The organism is Clostridium sp. BSD2780061688st1 H5 (genome assembly GCF_005845155.1).
GTDB classification, from domain to species: domain Bacteria; phylum Bacillota; class Clostridia; order Lachnospirales; family Lachnospiraceae; genus Claveliimonas; species Claveliimonas intestinigallinarum.
The window spans coordinates 91,755-109,466 of sequence record NZ_SPGT01000012.1; the positions used below are offsets into that span (position 1 = coordinate 91,755).

Annotated in this window: 19 protein-coding genes; 9 read left to right on the forward strand and 10 right to left on the reverse strand. The window is 47.6% G+C overall.

What is annotated here, in order from left to right; all coding sequences use genetic code 11:
- Positions 1-31: 31 nt before the first annotated feature.
- The 3 genes from FGQ86_RS09475 to FGQ86_RS09485 all read right to left on the reverse strand — a co-directional run bounded on the left by FGQ86_RS09475 (position 32) and on the right by FGQ86_RS09485 (position 2,739).
- Positions 32-1,357, reverse strand: coding sequence for an amidohydrolase family protein (locus FGQ86_RS09475; protein WP_033126112.1), 1,326 nt, complete (start codon positions 1,355-1,357; stop codon positions 32-34).
- A 62-nt stretch (positions 1,358-1,419) separates the two neighbouring features.
- Positions 1,420-1,866, reverse strand: coding sequence for a hypothetical protein (locus tag FGQ86_RS09480; protein WP_033126111.1), 447 nt, complete (start codon positions 1,864-1,866; stop codon positions 1,420-1,422).
- Positions 1,867-2,739, reverse strand: a complete 873-nt coding sequence (locus FGQ86_RS09485) for a DUF3100 domain-containing protein (protein ID WP_033126110.1) — start codon at positions 2,737-2,739, stop codon at positions 1,867-1,869.
- A 125-nt stretch (positions 2,740-2,864) separates the two neighbouring features.
- On the opposite strand from FGQ86_RS09485, the gene FGQ86_RS09490 reads away from it, so the two are divergent.
- On the forward strand, positions 2,865-3,539 hold the full coding sequence (locus FGQ86_RS09490; RefSeq protein WP_033126109.1) for a Crp/Fnr family transcriptional regulator: 675 nt from the start codon (positions 2,865-2,867) through the stop codon (positions 3,537-3,539).
- 147 nt (positions 3,540-3,686) lie between these two features.
- On the opposite strand, the gene FGQ86_RS09495 is transcribed toward FGQ86_RS09490, so the two are convergent.
- Positions 3,687-5,369 (reverse strand): phospho-sugar mutase, encoded by a 1,683-nt coding sequence (locus FGQ86_RS09495; protein WP_138303677.1) that lies wholly within the window; start codon positions 5,367-5,369, stop codon positions 3,687-3,689.
- Between the two features lie 117 nt (positions 5,370-5,486).
- A complete protein-coding gene (locus tag FGQ86_RS09500; protein WP_138303679.1) occupies positions 5,487-6,875 on the reverse strand; it encodes a glutamate synthase-related protein in 1,389 nt (462 codons plus the stop codon).
- A 190-nt stretch (positions 6,876-7,065) separates the two neighbouring features.
- Here FGQ86_RS09500 and FGQ86_RS09505 point away from each other — a divergent pair, with 190 nt between their 5' ends.
- Positions 7,066-7,914: a pyridoxamine kinase gene (locus tag FGQ86_RS09505; RefSeq protein WP_138303681.1), complete on the forward strand. Its 849-nt coding sequence runs from the start codon at positions 7,066-7,068 to the stop codon at positions 7,912-7,914.
- Positions 7,915-9,229: 1,315 nt separating this feature from the next.
- Here the strand turns inward: FGQ86_RS09505 and FGQ86_RS09520 are convergent.
- From FGQ86_RS09520 to FGQ86_RS09540, 5 genes are all read right to left on the reverse strand, one after another.
- Positions 9,230-9,688, reverse strand: a complete 459-nt coding sequence (locus tag FGQ86_RS09520) for an ATP-binding protein (RefSeq protein ID WP_138303687.1) — start codon at positions 9,686-9,688, stop codon at positions 9,230-9,232.
- Between the two features lie 8 nt (positions 9,689-9,696).
- Positions 9,697-10,137: a DUF4869 domain-containing protein gene (locus FGQ86_RS09525; protein ID WP_138303689.1), complete on the reverse strand. Its 441-nt coding sequence runs from the start codon at positions 10,135-10,137 to the stop codon at positions 9,697-9,699.
- A gap of 109 nt (positions 10,138-10,246) precedes the next feature.
- Positions 10,247-11,647, reverse strand: a complete 1,401-nt coding sequence (locus FGQ86_RS09530; RefSeq protein WP_138303691.1) for a tyrosine-type recombinase/integrase — start codon at positions 11,645-11,647, stop codon at positions 10,247-10,249.
- Positions 11,613-12,608, reverse strand: coding sequence for a helix-turn-helix domain-containing protein (locus FGQ86_RS09535; RefSeq protein WP_138303693.1), 996 nt, complete (start codon positions 12,606-12,608; stop codon positions 11,613-11,615). The genes FGQ86_RS09530 and FGQ86_RS09535 overlap by 35 nt, the downstream gene beginning before the upstream one ends.
- Positions 12,609-12,691: 83 nt before the next feature.
- The gene (locus FGQ86_RS09540; protein WP_138303715.1) at positions 12,692-12,874 is read right to left on the reverse strand and encodes a helix-turn-helix domain-containing protein; all 183 of its coding nucleotides are present in this window, start codon (positions 12,872-12,874) and stop codon (positions 12,692-12,694) included.
- Positions 12,875-13,365: 491 nt separating this feature from the next.
- Between FGQ86_RS09540 and mobC the strand changes: the two genes are divergently transcribed.
- The 7 genes from mobC (at position 13,366) to FGQ86_RS09575 (ending at position 17,577) form a co-directional block, all read left to right on the forward strand.
- On the forward strand, positions 13,366-13,761 hold the full coding sequence (gene mobC / locus FGQ86_RS09545; protein WP_138303695.1) for a plasmid mobilization relaxosome protein MobC: 396 nt from the start codon (positions 13,366-13,368) through the stop codon (positions 13,759-13,761).
- Positions 13,670-15,385, forward strand: coding sequence for a relaxase/mobilization nuclease domain-containing protein (locus tag FGQ86_RS09550; protein WP_243127215.1), 1,716 nt, complete (start codon positions 13,670-13,672; stop codon positions 15,383-15,385). Before mobC ends, FGQ86_RS09550 begins: the two co-directional genes overlap by 92 nt.
- A 62-nt stretch (positions 15,386-15,447) precedes the next feature.
- Positions 15,448-15,708 (forward strand): hypothetical protein, encoded by a 261-nt coding sequence (locus FGQ86_RS09555; protein ID WP_243127217.1) that lies wholly within the window; start codon positions 15,448-15,450, stop codon positions 15,706-15,708.
- Complete coding sequence (locus tag FGQ86_RS09560) at positions 15,695-16,462, forward strand: FAD-dependent thymidylate synthase (RefSeq protein ID WP_171031535.1); 768 nt, start codon at positions 15,695-15,697, stop codon at positions 16,460-16,462. The genes FGQ86_RS09555 and FGQ86_RS09560 overlap by 14 nt, the downstream gene beginning before the upstream one ends.
- Complete coding sequence (locus FGQ86_RS09565; protein WP_138303700.1) at positions 16,459-16,872, forward strand: deoxyuridine 5'-triphosphate nucleotidohydrolase; 414 nt, start codon at positions 16,459-16,461, stop codon at positions 16,870-16,872. The genes FGQ86_RS09560 and FGQ86_RS09565 overlap by 4 nt, the downstream gene beginning before the upstream one ends.
- An 81-nt stretch (positions 16,873-16,953) precedes the next feature.
- Positions 16,954-17,169 (forward strand): helix-turn-helix transcriptional regulator, encoded by a 216-nt coding sequence (locus tag FGQ86_RS09570; RefSeq protein ID WP_138303702.1) that lies wholly within the window; start codon positions 16,954-16,956, stop codon positions 17,167-17,169.
- Between the two features lie 168 nt (positions 17,170-17,337).
- A complete protein-coding gene (locus FGQ86_RS09575; RefSeq protein WP_138303704.1) occupies positions 17,338-17,577 on the forward strand; it encodes a hypothetical protein in 240 nt (79 codons plus the stop codon).
- Positions 17,578-17,712: the final 135 nt, after the last annotated feature.

Below are 17,712 nucleotides of genomic sequence, written 5' to 3' on the forward strand. Positions count from 1 at the left end.
GGTCTGTATCCTTTCTGTTTTTTGCAGGATTTTATGCAAAATTATTTCTGTAGGAGACTGCCTCCCGGTAAATCTCCTCCTCATCCAACGTCTGAATCTGGTAGTCTCTCATGAGTACCTTTCCCCCACACACTGAATCCCTCACGTCGCCGGCCCCCACGCTCTCCAGCACTGTGTTGGCCATGTGCCCGTACACAGCCATGTAGATCCGCTTCCTGTCAATTCCTATGATATCGGCCCTGGCTCCAGGCAGGATCCTCCCGTCTCTGTCCGGGTCTCCTCCCAGGCATGCCTGTCCGCCCCGGGTGGCCATGTCGAGTATGGTCCTGGCCGGCATGATGGCGGGCTCCGACAGGGGCACGCCCCAGGTCAGGTTCATGACGGACCGGAAGATCTTCATCTCCTGGAACAGACTCAGGCCCCCGTGGGCAGCCCCGTCTGTCCCCAGCCCCACCGTAATACCTCTCTCAAGGAGCTCCGGTGTCCGGGGCGCGGCCTTGCCGCAGTTGCTGAAGGGACAGTGGCAGACCTTCACTCCCCGCTTTTCCAGCAGACGGATCTCACTCTCCGACAGGAGCAGGCTGTGTGCCCCCAGGAAATCCGGCCCCAGCACACCCAGGCTGTCCAGATACTCGTAGGGGCGCAGCTGCTTTCTTTCCATGTAAAAATTGATCTCTCCCGGGTACTCGTTCATGTGGGCCTGCAGCATGGTCTGGTTTTCCTTCGCTCTCTCAGCCGCCATGAGGATCAGTTCCTCCGAACAGGATATAAGAGATCTGAGAGAATAGTAAACTTTTAAATTTTCTTGTCCATGAAATTCTTTATATAGTTCATCCGTTTTTCGAATAGCTGTCTCCGCATCCATGGCGATGGACGCAGGCAGACCCTTCTGGTCCATGGTGGAGTAGGAGAGGACTCCCCGCAGCCCACTGCGGGCATAGACGCCTGCTGCCTCCTCCATAAAATAGCTGCCCGCGTCGATAAATCCCGTTGTCCCCGCGTGGATCATCTCCACTGCCGCCATCCGGGCGCTGAGCCTCATCTTCTCCGGTGTCAGGGTACTCTCGTAGGGCAGCATGATACGTGTCCAGATCATGGGCATCTCATCCAGCACTCTCCCCCGCAGGAGCTGCTGCCCTGTGTGCATGTGGCTGTCCACAAGCCCGGGCATGTACACGCAGCCTCTCCCGTCCAGCTCCTCCTTCCAGTCATAGCTTTTCCTCAGCCTTTCGGCCGTGTCAATTGCTTCTATTCTTCCGTCCTTTATGAGGATACTTTTTCCTTCCACCAGCTCAAAATCTTCATCCAGATAATCGCTGTCCCGGATCAGAAGATCCGCTTCTATTTTCCTATCCATTTCTTTCTCCCTATCAAACTCACACTTGCAATGGTCCGCAATAGTTTTTCAGTATCATCCATCTATATAGCGTTGGTCAGTGACAGGACGATCTGCGCAATGCAGGCTGATCCTAGAAAGGTGCCTGTCATGACAAGTACGCCCACTATGATCATCTTCCAGCCCTGCTTTACAAAGGATTTGATCTGATCCCCGATGGAGATGCCCGCGTAGGCTCCCACCAGTGTGAGGGGCGCTGTAAAATTGATGCTGTTCGCCGACGCGATGACGAACTCCCTGGCCGGACATAAGGGGCTTGCCACGAGCAGCCCGATGATGGAGCAGTAGGCCACGATGGGCAGGCGCAGAGGCACCAGCTTGCTGACTACCACTGCGGCAGCGGAGATGCCTAGTAAGATGAGGATTCCCGGAAGGGACTCCATAAAGCCCACATCAAACCCGATAAAGTTGGCCAGGGCAATGCCAAGTCCTGATATAACTAATAAAATTCCCCACTCTGCGTATCTCATCTATCTTTCCTCCTCTGTCTTTTTTCTGCTCTCCAGCACCTCGCTTGGCTCCCGACGCAGCCGAGCGATGGGCGGCTCCAGCAGCTGATACAGCTTCTTCGTCAGCGGTATGCCCACAAAGATCGCCACATAGATGCCGGTGATTCCGGATATGGTCTCGCTGGTACTCGCCAGAGCGGACAGCTCCGCCGCCATATTCGGGTAGATGAGAGCCAGGCTGGCTGTAGCGCTGGCCATGAGAATGCCGGCTCCCACACCTGAGGCCATGCCCAGAGCGTAGGGATGGAAAATGTGAAGCGCCGCCACCATGGTGGTCATGAAGCCAAAGTAGATCGTTCCCACCATGCCCCCGACTACATAGATAGACAGGCTTCCTCTCGTCTCCGGCGAGTCCGGACCGAACATGTCCGTGATCAGAGCCAGGTTGGACTCTCTGTTGATGGAATGGGTGGCTCCGATGGCCTCCCTCTTCAGGCCCAGGAGCAGGGCAAAGGGAAGGGCCAGAAAAATGGTTCCCAGATTGCCGATCTCCTGCAGAATCAGGGCAGGCCCTGCCGAGAGGATCACTTCAATGCTGGCTCCTGCATTGATGCCCAGCTTAGCGATAAAGGGACAGATGGCCACGATGACCAGCTTGGACGCCGCCTTTACCTCCTTCTTATTAAAGATCTTCAGCACCTCCGGCCCTGAGATCACTCCCATGATGAGGGAGTAAAAGATCGGGAACAGGATCAGCGTCCCCGGTCCAAGCGGAACCTGGATCTGTCCGATGCTGTCCGCGATCACGATAAACACAAATGCCAGAATAAAGATCTTGTACTCCGCCTTCAGTCTGGCCATGGTAGATGGATAAGCGTAGGTCTCCTTTTTCATCTCATTTCTCCTCGTTCTATTAAGAATTCTTATAACATCCACGTATTATATAAGAATAACTTGTATAAAAAAAGGACAAATGGGCTGTTTTTGATGTATACTGTAAAAAAAGAGGGGGATTTGTCATGACACTGTCAGAACTGCTCATAAGAGTACCGGAACTGGAAAATTATATCCGCTATATGCCCGATGAGCTGCGGGACCGCTGTACGGTCCGCACCTATCCGCCCGGAACCATCATCCACCAGAAGGACGCCGAGCTGGACTACTTCGGCATTGTCTGCGAGGGCTATCACCGGGTCATCAATGAATTTGAAAATGGAAATGTTTTTATGATCGAAAGAAACGATCCCATTGACTTTGTGGGGGAGGTGGCCATCCTTGCCGGAAAGCCCCGCACCTCCGTCACCTTAGAGACCACCACAGAGTGCACGGTTCTGTATTTCTCCAGAAAGGATTTCGAGAACTGGATCTCAAAGGACATTCATTTTCTGCGGCTGGTGTCCCAGAAGGTGGCCTACAAGCTGTACCGCTCCTCCTACAACCGGGGCAACCGCCTGTTCTACCCGCCCCAGCATCTTCTTCTGGCCTATATTCTCCAGTACATAGAGGAATACGGCTCCTGCGTTGTAAAAAGGACCCGGGAGGAAATACACGAGGAGACCGGCATCTCCGTGAAGACGCTGAACCGGACCATCCGAAAGCTGAAGGAGGAGGGGCTTGTGGGAATCACCAAGGGGAAGGTGTCCATGACCAGGGAGCAGCAGGCGATGGCCAGGGAATATCTGAAGAGAGAGTAGACAGATCATGTCCACAAACTGCTTCCCGCACTCAAATGTGGGCTTCAGCTTTTTCTTCCCAACAGCCAGGAAAGGGACAGATCTCCCTGTCCCTTTCTTAGCTGCTCTTTATGTATTTTTATGCTGCGTATATTTCTTTTCCCGCTCCTATGCCATCACAGACTTCATAGCCTCTGCCAGCTTGTCTTTCTCGGCCTGGGCCTCTGCCAGATCCTTTCCGAGCGTTGTGTAGTAGATCTTGATCTTCGGCTCTGTTCCGGAGGGGCGGACGATGACTGTCTCGCTGTTCTCCAGCTTGTAGATCAGCACGTTGGCTGAGGGAAGTCCTGTCTCCTCCGGCTTTGTGTAGTCCGTCACAGAGGCTACCTTGTACCCCGCGATCTCTGTCAGCGGGTTGTCCCTCAGGCTCTGCATGATGCCTGCCATCTTGTCCATGCCGCTCAGTCCCGGGAACTCAAAGCTGTCCACCTTGTTGAGGTAGCGGCCGTACTGAGCATAGATCTCCTCCATCCTCTGCTTCAGGGAGCTTCCGATGCTCCTGTAGTAGGCTGCCATCTCGCAGATCAGCATAGAGCCGATGACTGCGTCCTTATCACGCACATAGGGGCCTGCCAGATATCCGTAGCTCTCCTCAAATCCGAAGATGAAGCGGTCCACTTCTCCTGCTTCCTCCAGCTGCGCAATCTGGTCGCCGATCCACTTAAATCCTGTCAGCACGCTGCGCAGCTCCACGCCGTAGTGCTCTGCCACTGCATCTGCCAGCGGTGTGGATACGATGGACTTCACAGCAACTGCCTTCTCAGGCATGGTTCCCTTCTCAATGCGTCCCGCGCAGATGTAATCCAGAAGCAGCACGCCCACCTCATTTCCGCTCACCAGCTCGTAGGAACCGTCCGGGCACTTCATGGCAATGCCCACCCGGTCTGCGTCCGGGTCTGTGGCCAGCATCAGATCCGCACCTGTCTCCTTCGCCAGGTTCAGTCCCTGCTCAAGGGCCTCAAAAATTTCAGGGTTGGGGTAGCTGCATGTGGTAAAGTATCCGTTGGGGTACTCCTGGTCCGGGACGATCGTGATATCTGTCACACCGATATCCTTTAACACCTGTGTCACCGGCACAAGTCCGGAGCCGTTCAGGGGGCTGTACACAAGCTTCAGCCCTGCTGTCCTGCAAAGTCCCGGACGGACCTGTCTGGACTCGATAGCGTCATAGAGGGCCCTCTTACAATCATCGCCCACAAAGCGGATCAGTCCTTCCTCCACGCCGGCTGCAAAGGACATATACTTTGCGCCTGTCAGCACGTCCGTCTTCTGTATCTCCTCGTATACGATGGCCGCCGCATCGTCTGTCATCTGGCAGCCGTCCGGCCCGTAGGCCTTGTATCCGTTGTATTTTGCAGGGTTGTGTGAGGCTGTCACCATGATACCTGCATTGCAGTTATAGTAACGGGTCGCAAAGGAGAGCGCCGGCACAGGCATGAGCGCGTCGTAGATCCGCACCTTGATACCATTTGCAGCCAGAACCCCTGCCGCGTTTTTCGCAAACACATCGCTCTTGAGGCGGCTGTCATAGCTGATGGCAACAGTCTGTGTGCCTCCCTGTGTCTTTACCCAGTTGGCAAGGCCCTGTGTAGCCTGCCGTACTACATAGATATTCATACGGTTTGTTCCTGCTCCCAGCACGCCGCGCAGTCCGGCTGTGCCGAATTTCAGCGCCACAGCAAAGCGCTCCTTTATCTCCTCGTCATTTCCCTCGATCCGGGCCAGCTCAGGATGAAGATCTGCATCCTCCAGGTCCGCTTCCAGCCAACGCTTGTAATCTTCCTGATACATTTTTACCACTCCTACTACTTGCTTATTGATTTTTTTGTGTAAAAATTACAACACTTAGTAATAATATACCATGTTTACCGCTGAACGGCAATCAATATATCGCCCCCTGGCAGGAAATTATGCGTGGGGGATGTCCGTGTACTCGCTGATCTCCCGGCTGATGGTGCACAAATCCTCCACAGACAGGTCATGGAGATCCGCATGCCCTGTGATCCGGGCGAACATCTTCAGCTCCTCCAGGGAGACGTTCAGAAAGTTGGCCACCCTGGCTGCCGCCGCATCCTCGTGGAGCCGGGCCCGCAGGTCCTGATCCTGGGTGGCGATGCCCATGGGACACATGCCTGTTCCGCAGATCTTATACTGCTGACAAGCCATGGCAATGAGGGCCGCGGACGCCACTGCCACCGCGTCCGCTCCCATGGCGATAGCCTTGGCGAAATCCGAGGACACCCTCAGTCCGCCGGTGATGACAAGGCTGATGTCCGAGTGGATGCTGTCCAGGTATTTTCTCGCCCTGTGGAGGGCATAGATGGTGGGCACACTGGCAGAGTCTCTCAGGAGCTTCGGAGAGGATCCGGTTGCCCCGCCTCTCCCGTCTATGGTGATGAAATCCGGCTCCGCGTACACGCAGAAGGCCAGATCCCTCTCGATCCTTCCGGCCGCTATCTTCACGCCGATGGGCCGCCCCTCGGAGGCATATCTCAACTGAGTAATAAGATTTTTCAAATCCTCCTTTGTCTCAATGCCGGGAAATCTGGATGGCGCGATCACATCCTTTCCCATAGGCTTATTCCTCACCTGACTGATCTCACGGGTCACCTTTTCCCCCGGGAGATGGCCCCCCATGCCCGGCTTTGTCCCCTGCCCGATCTTGATCTCTATGGCATCCGCGTTTCTCAGATTTTCCGGCGTTACGCTGTAGAGGTTGCCCACATACTCAAAGATGTACTTATCGGCTGCCTCCATCTCCTCCGGGAGTATTCCCCCCTCTCCCGAGCACATGGCGCTTCCTGCCATGGCCGAGCCTCTTGCCAGGGACATCTTTGCCTCCCTGGAGAGGGCGCCAAAGGACATGTGGGATACATAGACCGGATTTTCCAGCACCAGAGGCCTGGCCGCATACTTTCCGATCACTGTGGTCGTCCGGACAGGCGCGTTCTCATCCAGAGGCATGGGATCCAGCTGGGCTCCCAGAATGAGAATATCGTCCCAGGACGGCATAGGCAGCTCCGTTCCCATGGAAGCTGAGATGCTCTTCCCAGTCACCGCCATCTCGTGAATTTCCTTCATGTACCTGCAGGACTCGTCCCTGCGCACAAACTCCTTCGGATAGTCCAGCTTCAGCTCCTTTTCCCGGGGCGGCTCCGCACCCTGCTCCTCCTCGTAGACCGCAAACCTCTCCGTGGGCTGGTGACAGACAGGACACTCCTTCAGCCTGGAGAAAGGCGCTTTCTCCCGCTCCTCATCGTAAATATACCCACACACCGTGCATCTGTACTTTGCCATTCCTTCCACCTCCTGAAATGTATTTGTTTCTGTCTTATTTCGTCTTTTATCTCTGATAGCTTCAGTATAGCATGATTTCTCCACGCCGCAAACTGGACTGGTCACTTTTTACAGTTTTGGCTATTGCTGACCAGTTCACTTTCTGTTATATTTCCAATACAATCTACAGATCAGGAGGCGGTATTTAGTCATGAAACGAATTGTTACTCTTCAGGATATTTCCTGTGTGGGGCGCTGCTCAACCACAGTAGCCCTCCCTGTCATCTCAGCTATGGGCGTGGAGTGCGGCATCCTCCCCACGGCGGTTCTCTCCACCCACACCATGTTCCGGAATTTCACCTGCAAGGATCTGTCCGACCAGATCGATCCCATCTCCGATGCCTGGGAGAAGGAGGGCATCTCCTTTGACGGGATCTACACCGGGTACCTGGCCTCCGGCCAGCAGTGCGGTCAGGTCAGAGAGTTCTTTAATCGGTTCCGCACAGAGAAGAACCTGATCCTTGTGGATCCTGCCATGGCGGACAACGGAAAGCTCTACCTTGCCTTTGACGAGAGCTTCCCCGCCTCCATGGCAAAGGTCTGCGCGGGTGCGGATGTAATCCTCCCCAACATCACCGAGGGATGCCTTCTCACCGGCATGCCCTACCGGACCGAGTACGACGACTCCTACATCACAGAGCTTCTGCAGCGGCTCCTGGAGCTGGGATGCGGCGCAGCGGTCCTCACGGGAGTCAGCTATGAGCCGGACCGACTCGGGGTGGCCAGCCTGGACAGCAAGGGGAACGCCTTTTCCTACTTTACAAAAAAATGTCCCCAGAGCTATCACGGTACAGGGGATCTCTATTCCTCCACCGCCTTCGCAGGACTGATGCGGGGACTCTCTCTGGGCGACGCCCTTTCCCTGGCAGCGGACTATGTGGTGGCCTGCATTGAAGCCACCGCCAGGTCGTCCGAGGCCAGATGGTACGGCGCGGAGTTCGAGTCCCAGATCCCTTGGCTGTGCAGGGAACTGGAGGAGAGACTTGGGAAAGAGAGATAAAAATAACCTGGTCGGTTTTTCGGAACCTGACCAGGTTATTTTTAGATTTAAAATTTTTTATATTAATCATACTCATCTTCACTTTCTTCATACTGTCCAGCACCTTGTCAGCATCAAAATATGAGTTGTTTAAAATGGGTTCCAGATCAATATATTTATGTTTGTATTTTGCTGTAATAGGAATGTGAAGTCAAACTTTTTTCTTCCGGGAACAAAAAAGTTTTCCCTACTGTAAAAAAGCAGAGCCCCCGCAAACGCAGAAGCTCTGTCCTCATCCCGTTCCCTGCAGGAATCGAACCTGCACTTGATCCTTAGGAGGTCTCCTGACCACTGTCAATCCAAGTCATGTTCAGTTCACACAAGGCACGCTGTTAAAGCATTTTTACTATTGTTCAAATCGTTTCTGGTCAATTGCTGTCAGCCTCTGTAAACCCGGAACAACCGGTAGATATTAGCCGGATATTGGCTGCGGCTAATAAAAGGTGTTCGGCTTACTGTCAACGGCTTCCTAAAGGATCGGCTACCATGCCCGCCTTAGCAGGAATGATATACAATATTCAATTGATCAGATTTACTATCTATACTATACCGTGTAATGGTCAGTTTGTCTACGTTTTTTCGACCACTTCATTTTTGTCTTACAAATTGATATTTTCCATAATCTCTTTTCTTCCAAAAATCTTATCAAATCCCATTTTCTCAAACAAAAGATTTGCTTTTTCTTTGCTGCCTGGTTCGCATTCAGTTTATCAATAGCATTATGAATTGAAATTTTTTCCAAATCAATTAACGCTTTTTTCGGATCAATTAACACCTTTTCCGGATCAATTAACACCTCTTTTTCTGGACCATTATAATTCAAATTATAAAGAATAACAAAAAAGAGGTTGGAGTTGATCTAAAAAGTGGACTATCACTTCTCCTCTGAAATCTCCCAATGGCCATTTGATCCCCGTCCAATATAATTTACGTGATCCATTTGTTTTATACGGCGTTTTACCGTCTTAGAACTCACGCCTAAAATCATAGCCATCTTTTCTGTGCTCATCTTGTTGTTTTTTTGAATTAAGCCAATAATCTGATCCTCCATATTATCCTGGGGGACATTCTGAGGGACATCCGGGGGACATTCTGAGGGACATCATAATTCAGATTTGACATCACCACCGTAAACTGATATCTGTCTGAACGAAATATAGGCTTTTTTGTATCGTCATAATTTATCTGAAACTCATATCCATAAGACACATCCTCTGCTTGACTCTTTAAGATGCTTCATCTACGTGATTTACTGTATTTATATTAAAGCGCAATTCTAAGCTTCCGCCGGACCCAGCCGATACATTTGCTGATACATCCTTTTTGTATCACGATATCGTCCGGAACAGCGCAGCCCGTATATTTCATCTGCGCTATACGGAAGATGATACAAATTTTCTCTGGTAACAATGACAAAATAACTGTCGCTTCTTTTTACAGCATCCGCGAACTCTTCCGTAGTGACAAAAACATTCCCGTCATCAATAAAAAATATAGTATCTGCTGCCTCCTCCACAGACCACTTCCAGTTATCCCTGTACAATACTTTGCATGGGACTTCACTGATCAGCTCTATTCCGCTGGAATCTTCATAATGCCGTGCCTGCCATATCATATCAATGAGTGTTGTTTTTCCTGTTGCACTGTCTCCACGGATTATGGTTATTTTTTCTTCTATTTCAAGCTCGTAATAAAGCCTGTTGTTTTTTACAATAATCTTATGCTTTCCCGTCATCTTCTCACCTACACGTACTTAGCGGCAACCGCTATAAAACGATCAAGATCATGCACCATTTCCCCATTGTTAAGAATTTTGATTTCAAAAGGCCCTTTTCCAAAATTCATAATATGCCGCAGATTAATTGTCAGATCCTTCCTTTTTCCGATTTCCAGAATCCATTTCGCACAATTGTTGCCACAAGCGGATGCATTGAATATTCTTCCTGAATCATCAAAAGCCATCAAAATCAATGTTTTTACACCGCCTGATATCTCTTTTACAGAGATCGGACCCAATACAGGACTCTCGATAAGATGAGGACCGATGACTTCTGATTTATCTACATCTTTTATCATTTCTACAGTCAGGGAATCTGTGATCCACTCATCATCATACGTATTATTAAAATAAGCAGGCGGATAATAGATTGCCTCTTCCATTTGCCCCAGATAGATGCTCAGCATGACATACCTCCATTTTTCTGTTGATCTTCTTTCTAAAAAATCAACAAACAAAAATAACTCAACCTAATACCTTCATTATAAGCAAATACAGATTCCCTGTCTATCTTGATTATACTTTACTGTTCATTTTTGACGCCATCGATACCAGCAGCGCAGCCATCTCCGGATCAGCCAGCACTTTTCCAAGCAATTCCGGATCCACTCCCTCTGGCACCTGCAGCACATTCTCCGGCATCTTCTGGTGGATATCCGGATCAAGTTCTTTCTTTTCATAAAATGCTTTTTCAAAAAGTTTTGCATTTTTCCTCCTGTCATCATCCAGGATATGAGAATAAACATTCAGGATCATATTGGCCTGGGAATGACCGGAATCTCCCTGCGTAGCCTTGATATCACCGCCATTCAGCTTCAGCTTATAAGTAACGCTGGTATGCCGGAGGCTGTGTGTAACTACAGAAGGCAGATTGTTTTCAGCAATAAGTTTCTTCAATCCATTCAAGATCACATCTTCACCGACAGGAAGGCCATAGGGTGTTGCCAGTACCAGGTTATAGTCCATATATTCATCCCCCATTACTTCTTTTTCCAGATCCTGTTTCTTCTTCCACTCGACAAGCATAAGCGCCACAGTCCGCGGGATGAAAACTTTTCTTTCGCTGCCTTCTGTTTTTGGCTTTTTTAAAATACGGACTGTTTTGTTGGATTTTCTGGTTTCTGGAAATACAAGGAGTACATCTTTTCCATCCAATGCTTTCAAAGCCTCCTTACTTACTCTCTGCAATTCTTTATTGATAACGATATAAGCCCGATCCTCTTCAATCGCTTCCATAGAAATATCCATAGCGTCCCAGGAAAGCGCTGTGACCTCGCCGGGACGGAGAGTACCGGCAAAAATAATATTACAGGCCAGGACAACTCTCTCATCAACACATACATCCATTGCGTGCATCATAGTGTCTGCTTTCCATATCTCGCGCTTTTTAGGCGTATGTTTGGGGACAGTCGCCCGCTGACATGGATTTTTCTCCATCAGTTCCCATTTAATTGCCTGCTCAAAGCAGTTGCGGAGCAGCTTGTGAATTTCCCGTATCGTTCCTGTTGTAACATACTCGCTTTTTGGTTTTTTGGTCATCGGATTGACAACAGCCGGTGTTTCCAAAAGTGTCTGATAGTATTTTTCTATAAAATGCGTATTCAAATCCGAAAGTTTCACTTTGCCTATCATCGGCTTGATATAATTCCTGATCAGCCCAACTTTTCCCTGATATGTAGACATTACCCAGGCTTTTGTTCCATAAATAAAAACATATTCATCGAGAAGATCCGACAGGTAGGTACACTTAGGCGCAACAAATGTTCCCAACTCCTGCTTATACTCAATTTCCTTCTTGCGTTTGCGGGCTTCCGCCTTTGTATCATATGTTTCCCATTTTTGCTTTCTTTCGCCCGCATCATTCTTATAATAATAGACAACTTTATACTTGTGGTTTCGTTCCTGTATGGACGCCATTCTTCTTTCTCCTTTCTTCCAGCCATGCTTCAAATTCTTTTCTGCAAATCCGTACCCGGTTTCCAATATGTATGATTGGAAATTCTTCCCTCTGATACCAGTTTACAATCATGGATCTTGAAACCTTTGCCATCAGTGCTGCTTCTTCCGGAGTCAGATAACTAAGATTTCCATTACATCTCCGATCTCCGGTCTGCAAAAGTTTCTTTCGTCGGTAATTTGCCAATGCTATATTTTCTTCCACAGCAAGTTCTTTATAATCATTGCAGGGTGACAACTGATACTCTTCCTGCTCATCAAGAAATTTCTGGAAGCTTTCTTTTGTGATCCGTTTCTGATCAGCAATAATAACTGTAGAAAAATATTTTCCATATTTTCTGCTTTTCAGCAGCGTATAAACAGTTCCTCTGCTAACACCAAGCAGTCTCGCCATATCCGGCATACTGATGGTTGCCTCATATAATTCTCTCTTTGCTTTACGATCCTCAGCCGTCTGATACTTCGTCTGTCCGTTGTACCAATTCCAAAATACATCTTTCGGTATCCGCTTCCAGTAATCGATCGTAACTGTCTCAAGCCTTGCCCTTTTAACCAGGTCATAGGCAACGCTTTCTTCAATTTCCAACAGCTGCGCGATATCACGTACAGAAAAGGACCATTCCTTTAGTTCCAGTCCCGGTTCTTCCCCGGTCACTTTCTGATATTTCACTTGATTGGCATACCACTTTTCAAAACTGGCAATATTGACCCGCAGCTTGCCGGCAATCTCTCTGGACTCAAATACATTCTTATGAAGAAGCCAGTACCGATCCGTCTTCTTAAGTCCTAACAGTTCTCCCATTTCCGCTACACTCATCCATTTCTTTTGAGGAGATGGTTTTCTTTTGTATGGACTATGGGATTCAATGGCCTCGATCATGTCCTGGTATTCTTCTTTCATCCATTCTTCCTTTTTATTCATAGTCAATTCTCCCTTCCTGCTGAAAGAATAACGGAAATATAAAAATAGCGTTACTATGTCGATGAACTTTTTCCATAGGAAAATTATTCTTCAGAAGGCTGTTTATCCAGCCAGTCGTCAAAACTTTTCTTGGAAATCCGGTACTTTCCGCCGTCCAACTGGATCCAGCGAAATTCATTTCTTTTCAAAAGGCTGTAAACTGTCGGCCTGCTGACTCCAAGGATTTCCTGTAATTCTGCTACTGTATAACACCGTTTCTCTGCCATCATGCATACCTCTTTCCATTCATTAATACGAAGAGTCATGATATTAACCTCTTCATATATAGAAAGGAAATCGGGGAATTTTACAGCGTCTGTGATTAACTTTTTTTGATTATTTTTGACAGTCCAAATAAGAAATAAAAAATAATTTGAAATTTTTCAGGACTCACACTGTAAAACAAGCCCTTTTCGTTTCTATTAGTGAGAGGGTTTGAATTTTCAAAGAGCAAGATCCACCCCGTAATACAAAAGCAGATTTTCTGACTTTTGCATTCTCCGTGGTCGGGCTCTTGATGGGGATTCCGTTTCCCCATACCCTCGGCAATTCCCATACATTTCTTTATCCAACACTGATCAAGAAAGTATCGGAATTATATTGGCTTCCAACAGAATGTTGGGCGCAGCACTGAAATCTACACGGAAGGGACAGCCGGTATTTCAGTGAATGGCGCCGCTTTTGGCGGCTCCATTTATCACACAGTGGAAGGAGGAGTATGAAGAAGATCAAGAAAAATAACGAACAGCAACGCACACACATCATCTGCTTAAGGCTGACGGATATAGAACTGTCTGTATTAGAGGACCGGGCTGAAAAGTGCAGGATGACAAGATCAGACTTCATCCGAAACGTGATCTTAAACAGGAAACTGACTCCGAAATACCAGATTGTAATTGACAGCGAGGAAGTCAAATCACTTCTCGCACAATATGGAAAAATCGGATCCAACCTGAACCAGATCGCCAGGCATTTTAACAGTGGCGGGGAACGCTCTCTTGCCATGCAGGAGGAGATAGAACGTGCAATTGCAGAACTTTATGCACTGCGGAAAGAAGTACTTCGATTGGCAGGTGATTATTCTGGCAGTTATCAAACACATAAAAAGTCATAACGCCAATTATTCTGACACAATGGAGTATTTGCTGTTTCAGCATGATGAGAAAACCGGCAAGATGCTTCAAAATGAACTGGGACAGAAAATTCTCCGGGATGAATTCTATCTGGACGGGCTCAACTGTAATCCTGATACATTCGATATTGAATGCAGAATGACAAATGAAGCATTTAAGAAAAACCGCAGGCGAAACGAATTAAAAAGTCACCATTACATCATCAGTTTCGATCCAGCGGACGTCTCGGAATGTGGGCTTACTGGGAAAAGGGCACAGGAGCTTTGTCTGGAATTTGCAAAAAAGAACTTCCCAGGCTATCAGACGGTAGTGGTCACCCACACAGACGGCGGCAATCATTCCGGCAATATCCATACCCATATCGTAATCAACAGTGTCCGCAAAAATGCCGTGGAACGACAGAATTATATGGATAAGCCAAATGAAGAAAAGGCCGGCTATAAGCATCGGTCCACAAACCGGTTTCTGGGACATCTGAAAAAGGAAGTCATGGCCATGTGTGAGCGGGAAGGACTACATCAGATTGATCTTCTCTCTCCTGCTCCGGAAAAAGTAACAGAGGCAGAGTTCCGTGCAAAGATCAGAGGACAAAAAAAGCTGGAGCATATCAATCAGGAAATTGTACGGAAAGGTCTCAAACCAGTTTCCACAACATTCCAGACACAGAAGGATTTTCTTCGGAAAGCGATTGATGAATGTTCTGGATCAGCCAGAAATTTTAAAGAGTTTCAGTCTCTTCTCCTGGAAAAATACAACATATCCGTGATTTTGCAAAGAGGAAGATATAGATATCTGCATCCGGATCGTAACCGCGGGATCACTGAAAAAGCACTAGGGACAGACTATGGCATGGAACACCTGGAAAAGAGATTTCTCCAAAATGAAAAAGGGATCCAGCCAGAACACAGAACAGCTACACATCATTCTGTCCAGGGCGATTACCACAAAGATCCAACTGCTATCTTCTACTATCGGACACATCTACGTCTTGTGGTTGATCTGCAGACAAATGTTAAAGCCATGCAGAGTGAAGCTTATGCCCGTAAAGTTAAGATCACCAATCTGCAGCAAATGGCGAATACCCTGATCTATATTCAGGAACATGGTTATGACACCAGAGAAAACCTGTCCAAGATCATATCGGAGACAAGTGCAAAACTGAATGAGGCACAAGAAAGTTTAGATGAACTCTCTGCAGAATTGAAGACCTTAAATTCGCAGATCCACTACACAGGACAGTACTTTTCATCTAAAGGAACATATACAAAATTCATACGATCCAGAAGCAAAAAGAAATTCCGCAGTGAGCATGCTTCCGAACTGCAGGCATATGAACAGGCCCGGGACTGGCTGAAAAGCTTCTATACTGACGGGAAAATGCTTTCAATGAAATCATTAAAATCCCGCAAACAAAACCTGCAGGATAAAATCAGTTCCCAGAAACAGGCATTACAAGAACTAAGAAGCCGCTACACAGAACTGGAGACGGTTTCCTATAACGTAGATGCCATTCTTGACAGAACGGCGATGGAGACAGAAAAAGTTTCCGCTCAATCAGCAACGCATCACAAGTCACAAAAAGAAAGGAAAGAAGAATCATTATGACACAATCAGAATTTAGGCTGATCTTTGCAGATCAGGTCAATAAATGCGAAGAAACATTACGGATGAAGAAAAAAGAATATACCGGCGACCGTGAAGACAGACTCAGTGCTTTCCGGATCGCTGCTTCCCTTCAGGACTGCACGCCCCAGCGGGCTCTTGTCGGGATGATGGCAAAGCATATCGTATCTTTATATGATATGTGTTATGCCAAGAACACTTCCTTCACAAAAGAATTATGGGATGAGAAAATCACCGACAGCCTGAACTATCTCTTCCTGCTGGCAGCGATCATCAAAGAGGAGGGTACCTATGAACAGAATTGAAACGAAGATCCTGAACTGCTCCGCCGTTAGCGAAGCTGAAAAAACGATGGTATTTGCAGCCAGGCTGACACAGCGCGGGCATCTGATCCACAACATGAAAGATCTGATCCGACTGTACAATCAGTCCTTTACTAATGATACGATAAAAAACATGGGACAACTCCCGCATCCTGCAATACAGAAATTTGCCGTGATCACAGTAGCTGTAGTAGGCGCCAGTCGGAGATTTCTTTCCCAGATCACCCGTCATCAGAATGAGGTAAAATTCATGAGCGCATCCCTCCAGTACAGCAATTATTCCGGGGAAGCAGATTTCGCAATACCCTATGAGATTCTCACCGCGCCAGCAGCTATCAAAGAATTATATGAAAAAAGCTGCCGGACCGATATGGATAATTATGAGCGTCTCTGCAAAACCGGCATCAGCCACGATTCGGCAGGATATCTGACGCCACAGGGATTAAGAAATGTTCTGCTTATCAGTGCGACACCTTACCAGTGGAAACATATGATTGGACAGCGTTCCTGCAGACGCAACACGGATGAAATGAGGATCGTGATCCTGAATATCTGGAAAGATCTGTACGAATTAAGTCCGGTACTTTTTCTTCCGGAACTGACAGGTCCATTCTGCCAGCGCGGAAAATGCCTGGAAGGGAAAATGAGCTGCAGAAATCCTCTCGACGTATCATTAACTCCGGCTGATATCATCTTACAGGATTATCCGCTTCTCGTGGGAGGTGAACTCTCATGAAAATACGACTGATTGATTTTGGCGTTTCCAAAGAACATTGTCCCTTCCGGCCTCATGAAAATGATGCCGGAGCGGATGTATATGTTCCCTTTGACTGTACCCTGAACCCCGGTGATATCATAAAAATACCTCTTGGATTTGGACTGGAAATCCCTGACGGATACGCAGGATATGTGTTTCCCAGAAGCAGTCTGGCCGTCAAAGGTCTGGTATGCGAACTGCCGCCCATCGATTCCGGATATCGTGGTGAAATCCATGCCATTGTCAGCAATGTGAGCAATATCCAGCAGACAATCAAGAAGGATACCCGGATTGGCCAGCTGGTCATCACCCCTGTGATTATTGCCGATTTTGTACTGGATCTAGGCAGGGGACGTGGCACCGGAGCCTTTGGCAGTACTGGAAAATAAACTTTTACAGGCAAAGACGCCGTATATATCGGCATCTTAATACCAAACAATACACAATGCACAGAGAGGAGAATTATTATTATGATCACTTTTGGAGAAAAAATTAAGCACTTAAGAAACAAAAATCACCTTACACAAAAGCAGCTTGGCCTTGCACTCGGCTTTTCCGAAGACTGCGCTGATATCCGTATCGCTGAATACGAATCCGGGGAAAGGATCTTTACGGAAGATATTCTGCGGAAAATGGCTAAAGTATTTGATATCCCTCTGGAAATACTTATTGTTCGGAGCCGATAGAAAAAGGTGATTTTCCCGAAGAGGTATTTACTATCGATAATAGCAATATGTATTTAATTTATGACCAAAGTGGATATCATATTATGGATGATGGAAAAGAAGTTGGACTAGTAGACGAAGTGCCTGATGAATTGAAAGATATGGAAATAATATATGTGGAGGAATAATATGAAGAGAATAATATGTGTTATCGGAATGGTAATCACACTCTTGTGTGTACCTACAGAGACTGTTATAGCTGCTGAATGCGTAAATCAAGGCGATATTTCTTATGAATCAAACTCTACTAAAGACACCAGAGCTGAGAAGATAGGATACGTATATAAGACAGTAAATGGTAAGTTATATAAACGTCTATACAATTACTCAAGGGGCGAGTGGATAGGAGATTGGATCTTATGTAACTAACAATTCAGAAATACCATAAATTATTAAATGCCCAAATTACTACCATTTATCTTGGAATTGGTCCTATGTCAAGATTTAGCGCAAGTTAAAATGAGAAATTTATCCTCATCTTAACTTACTAAGAGCTGTCCGTTT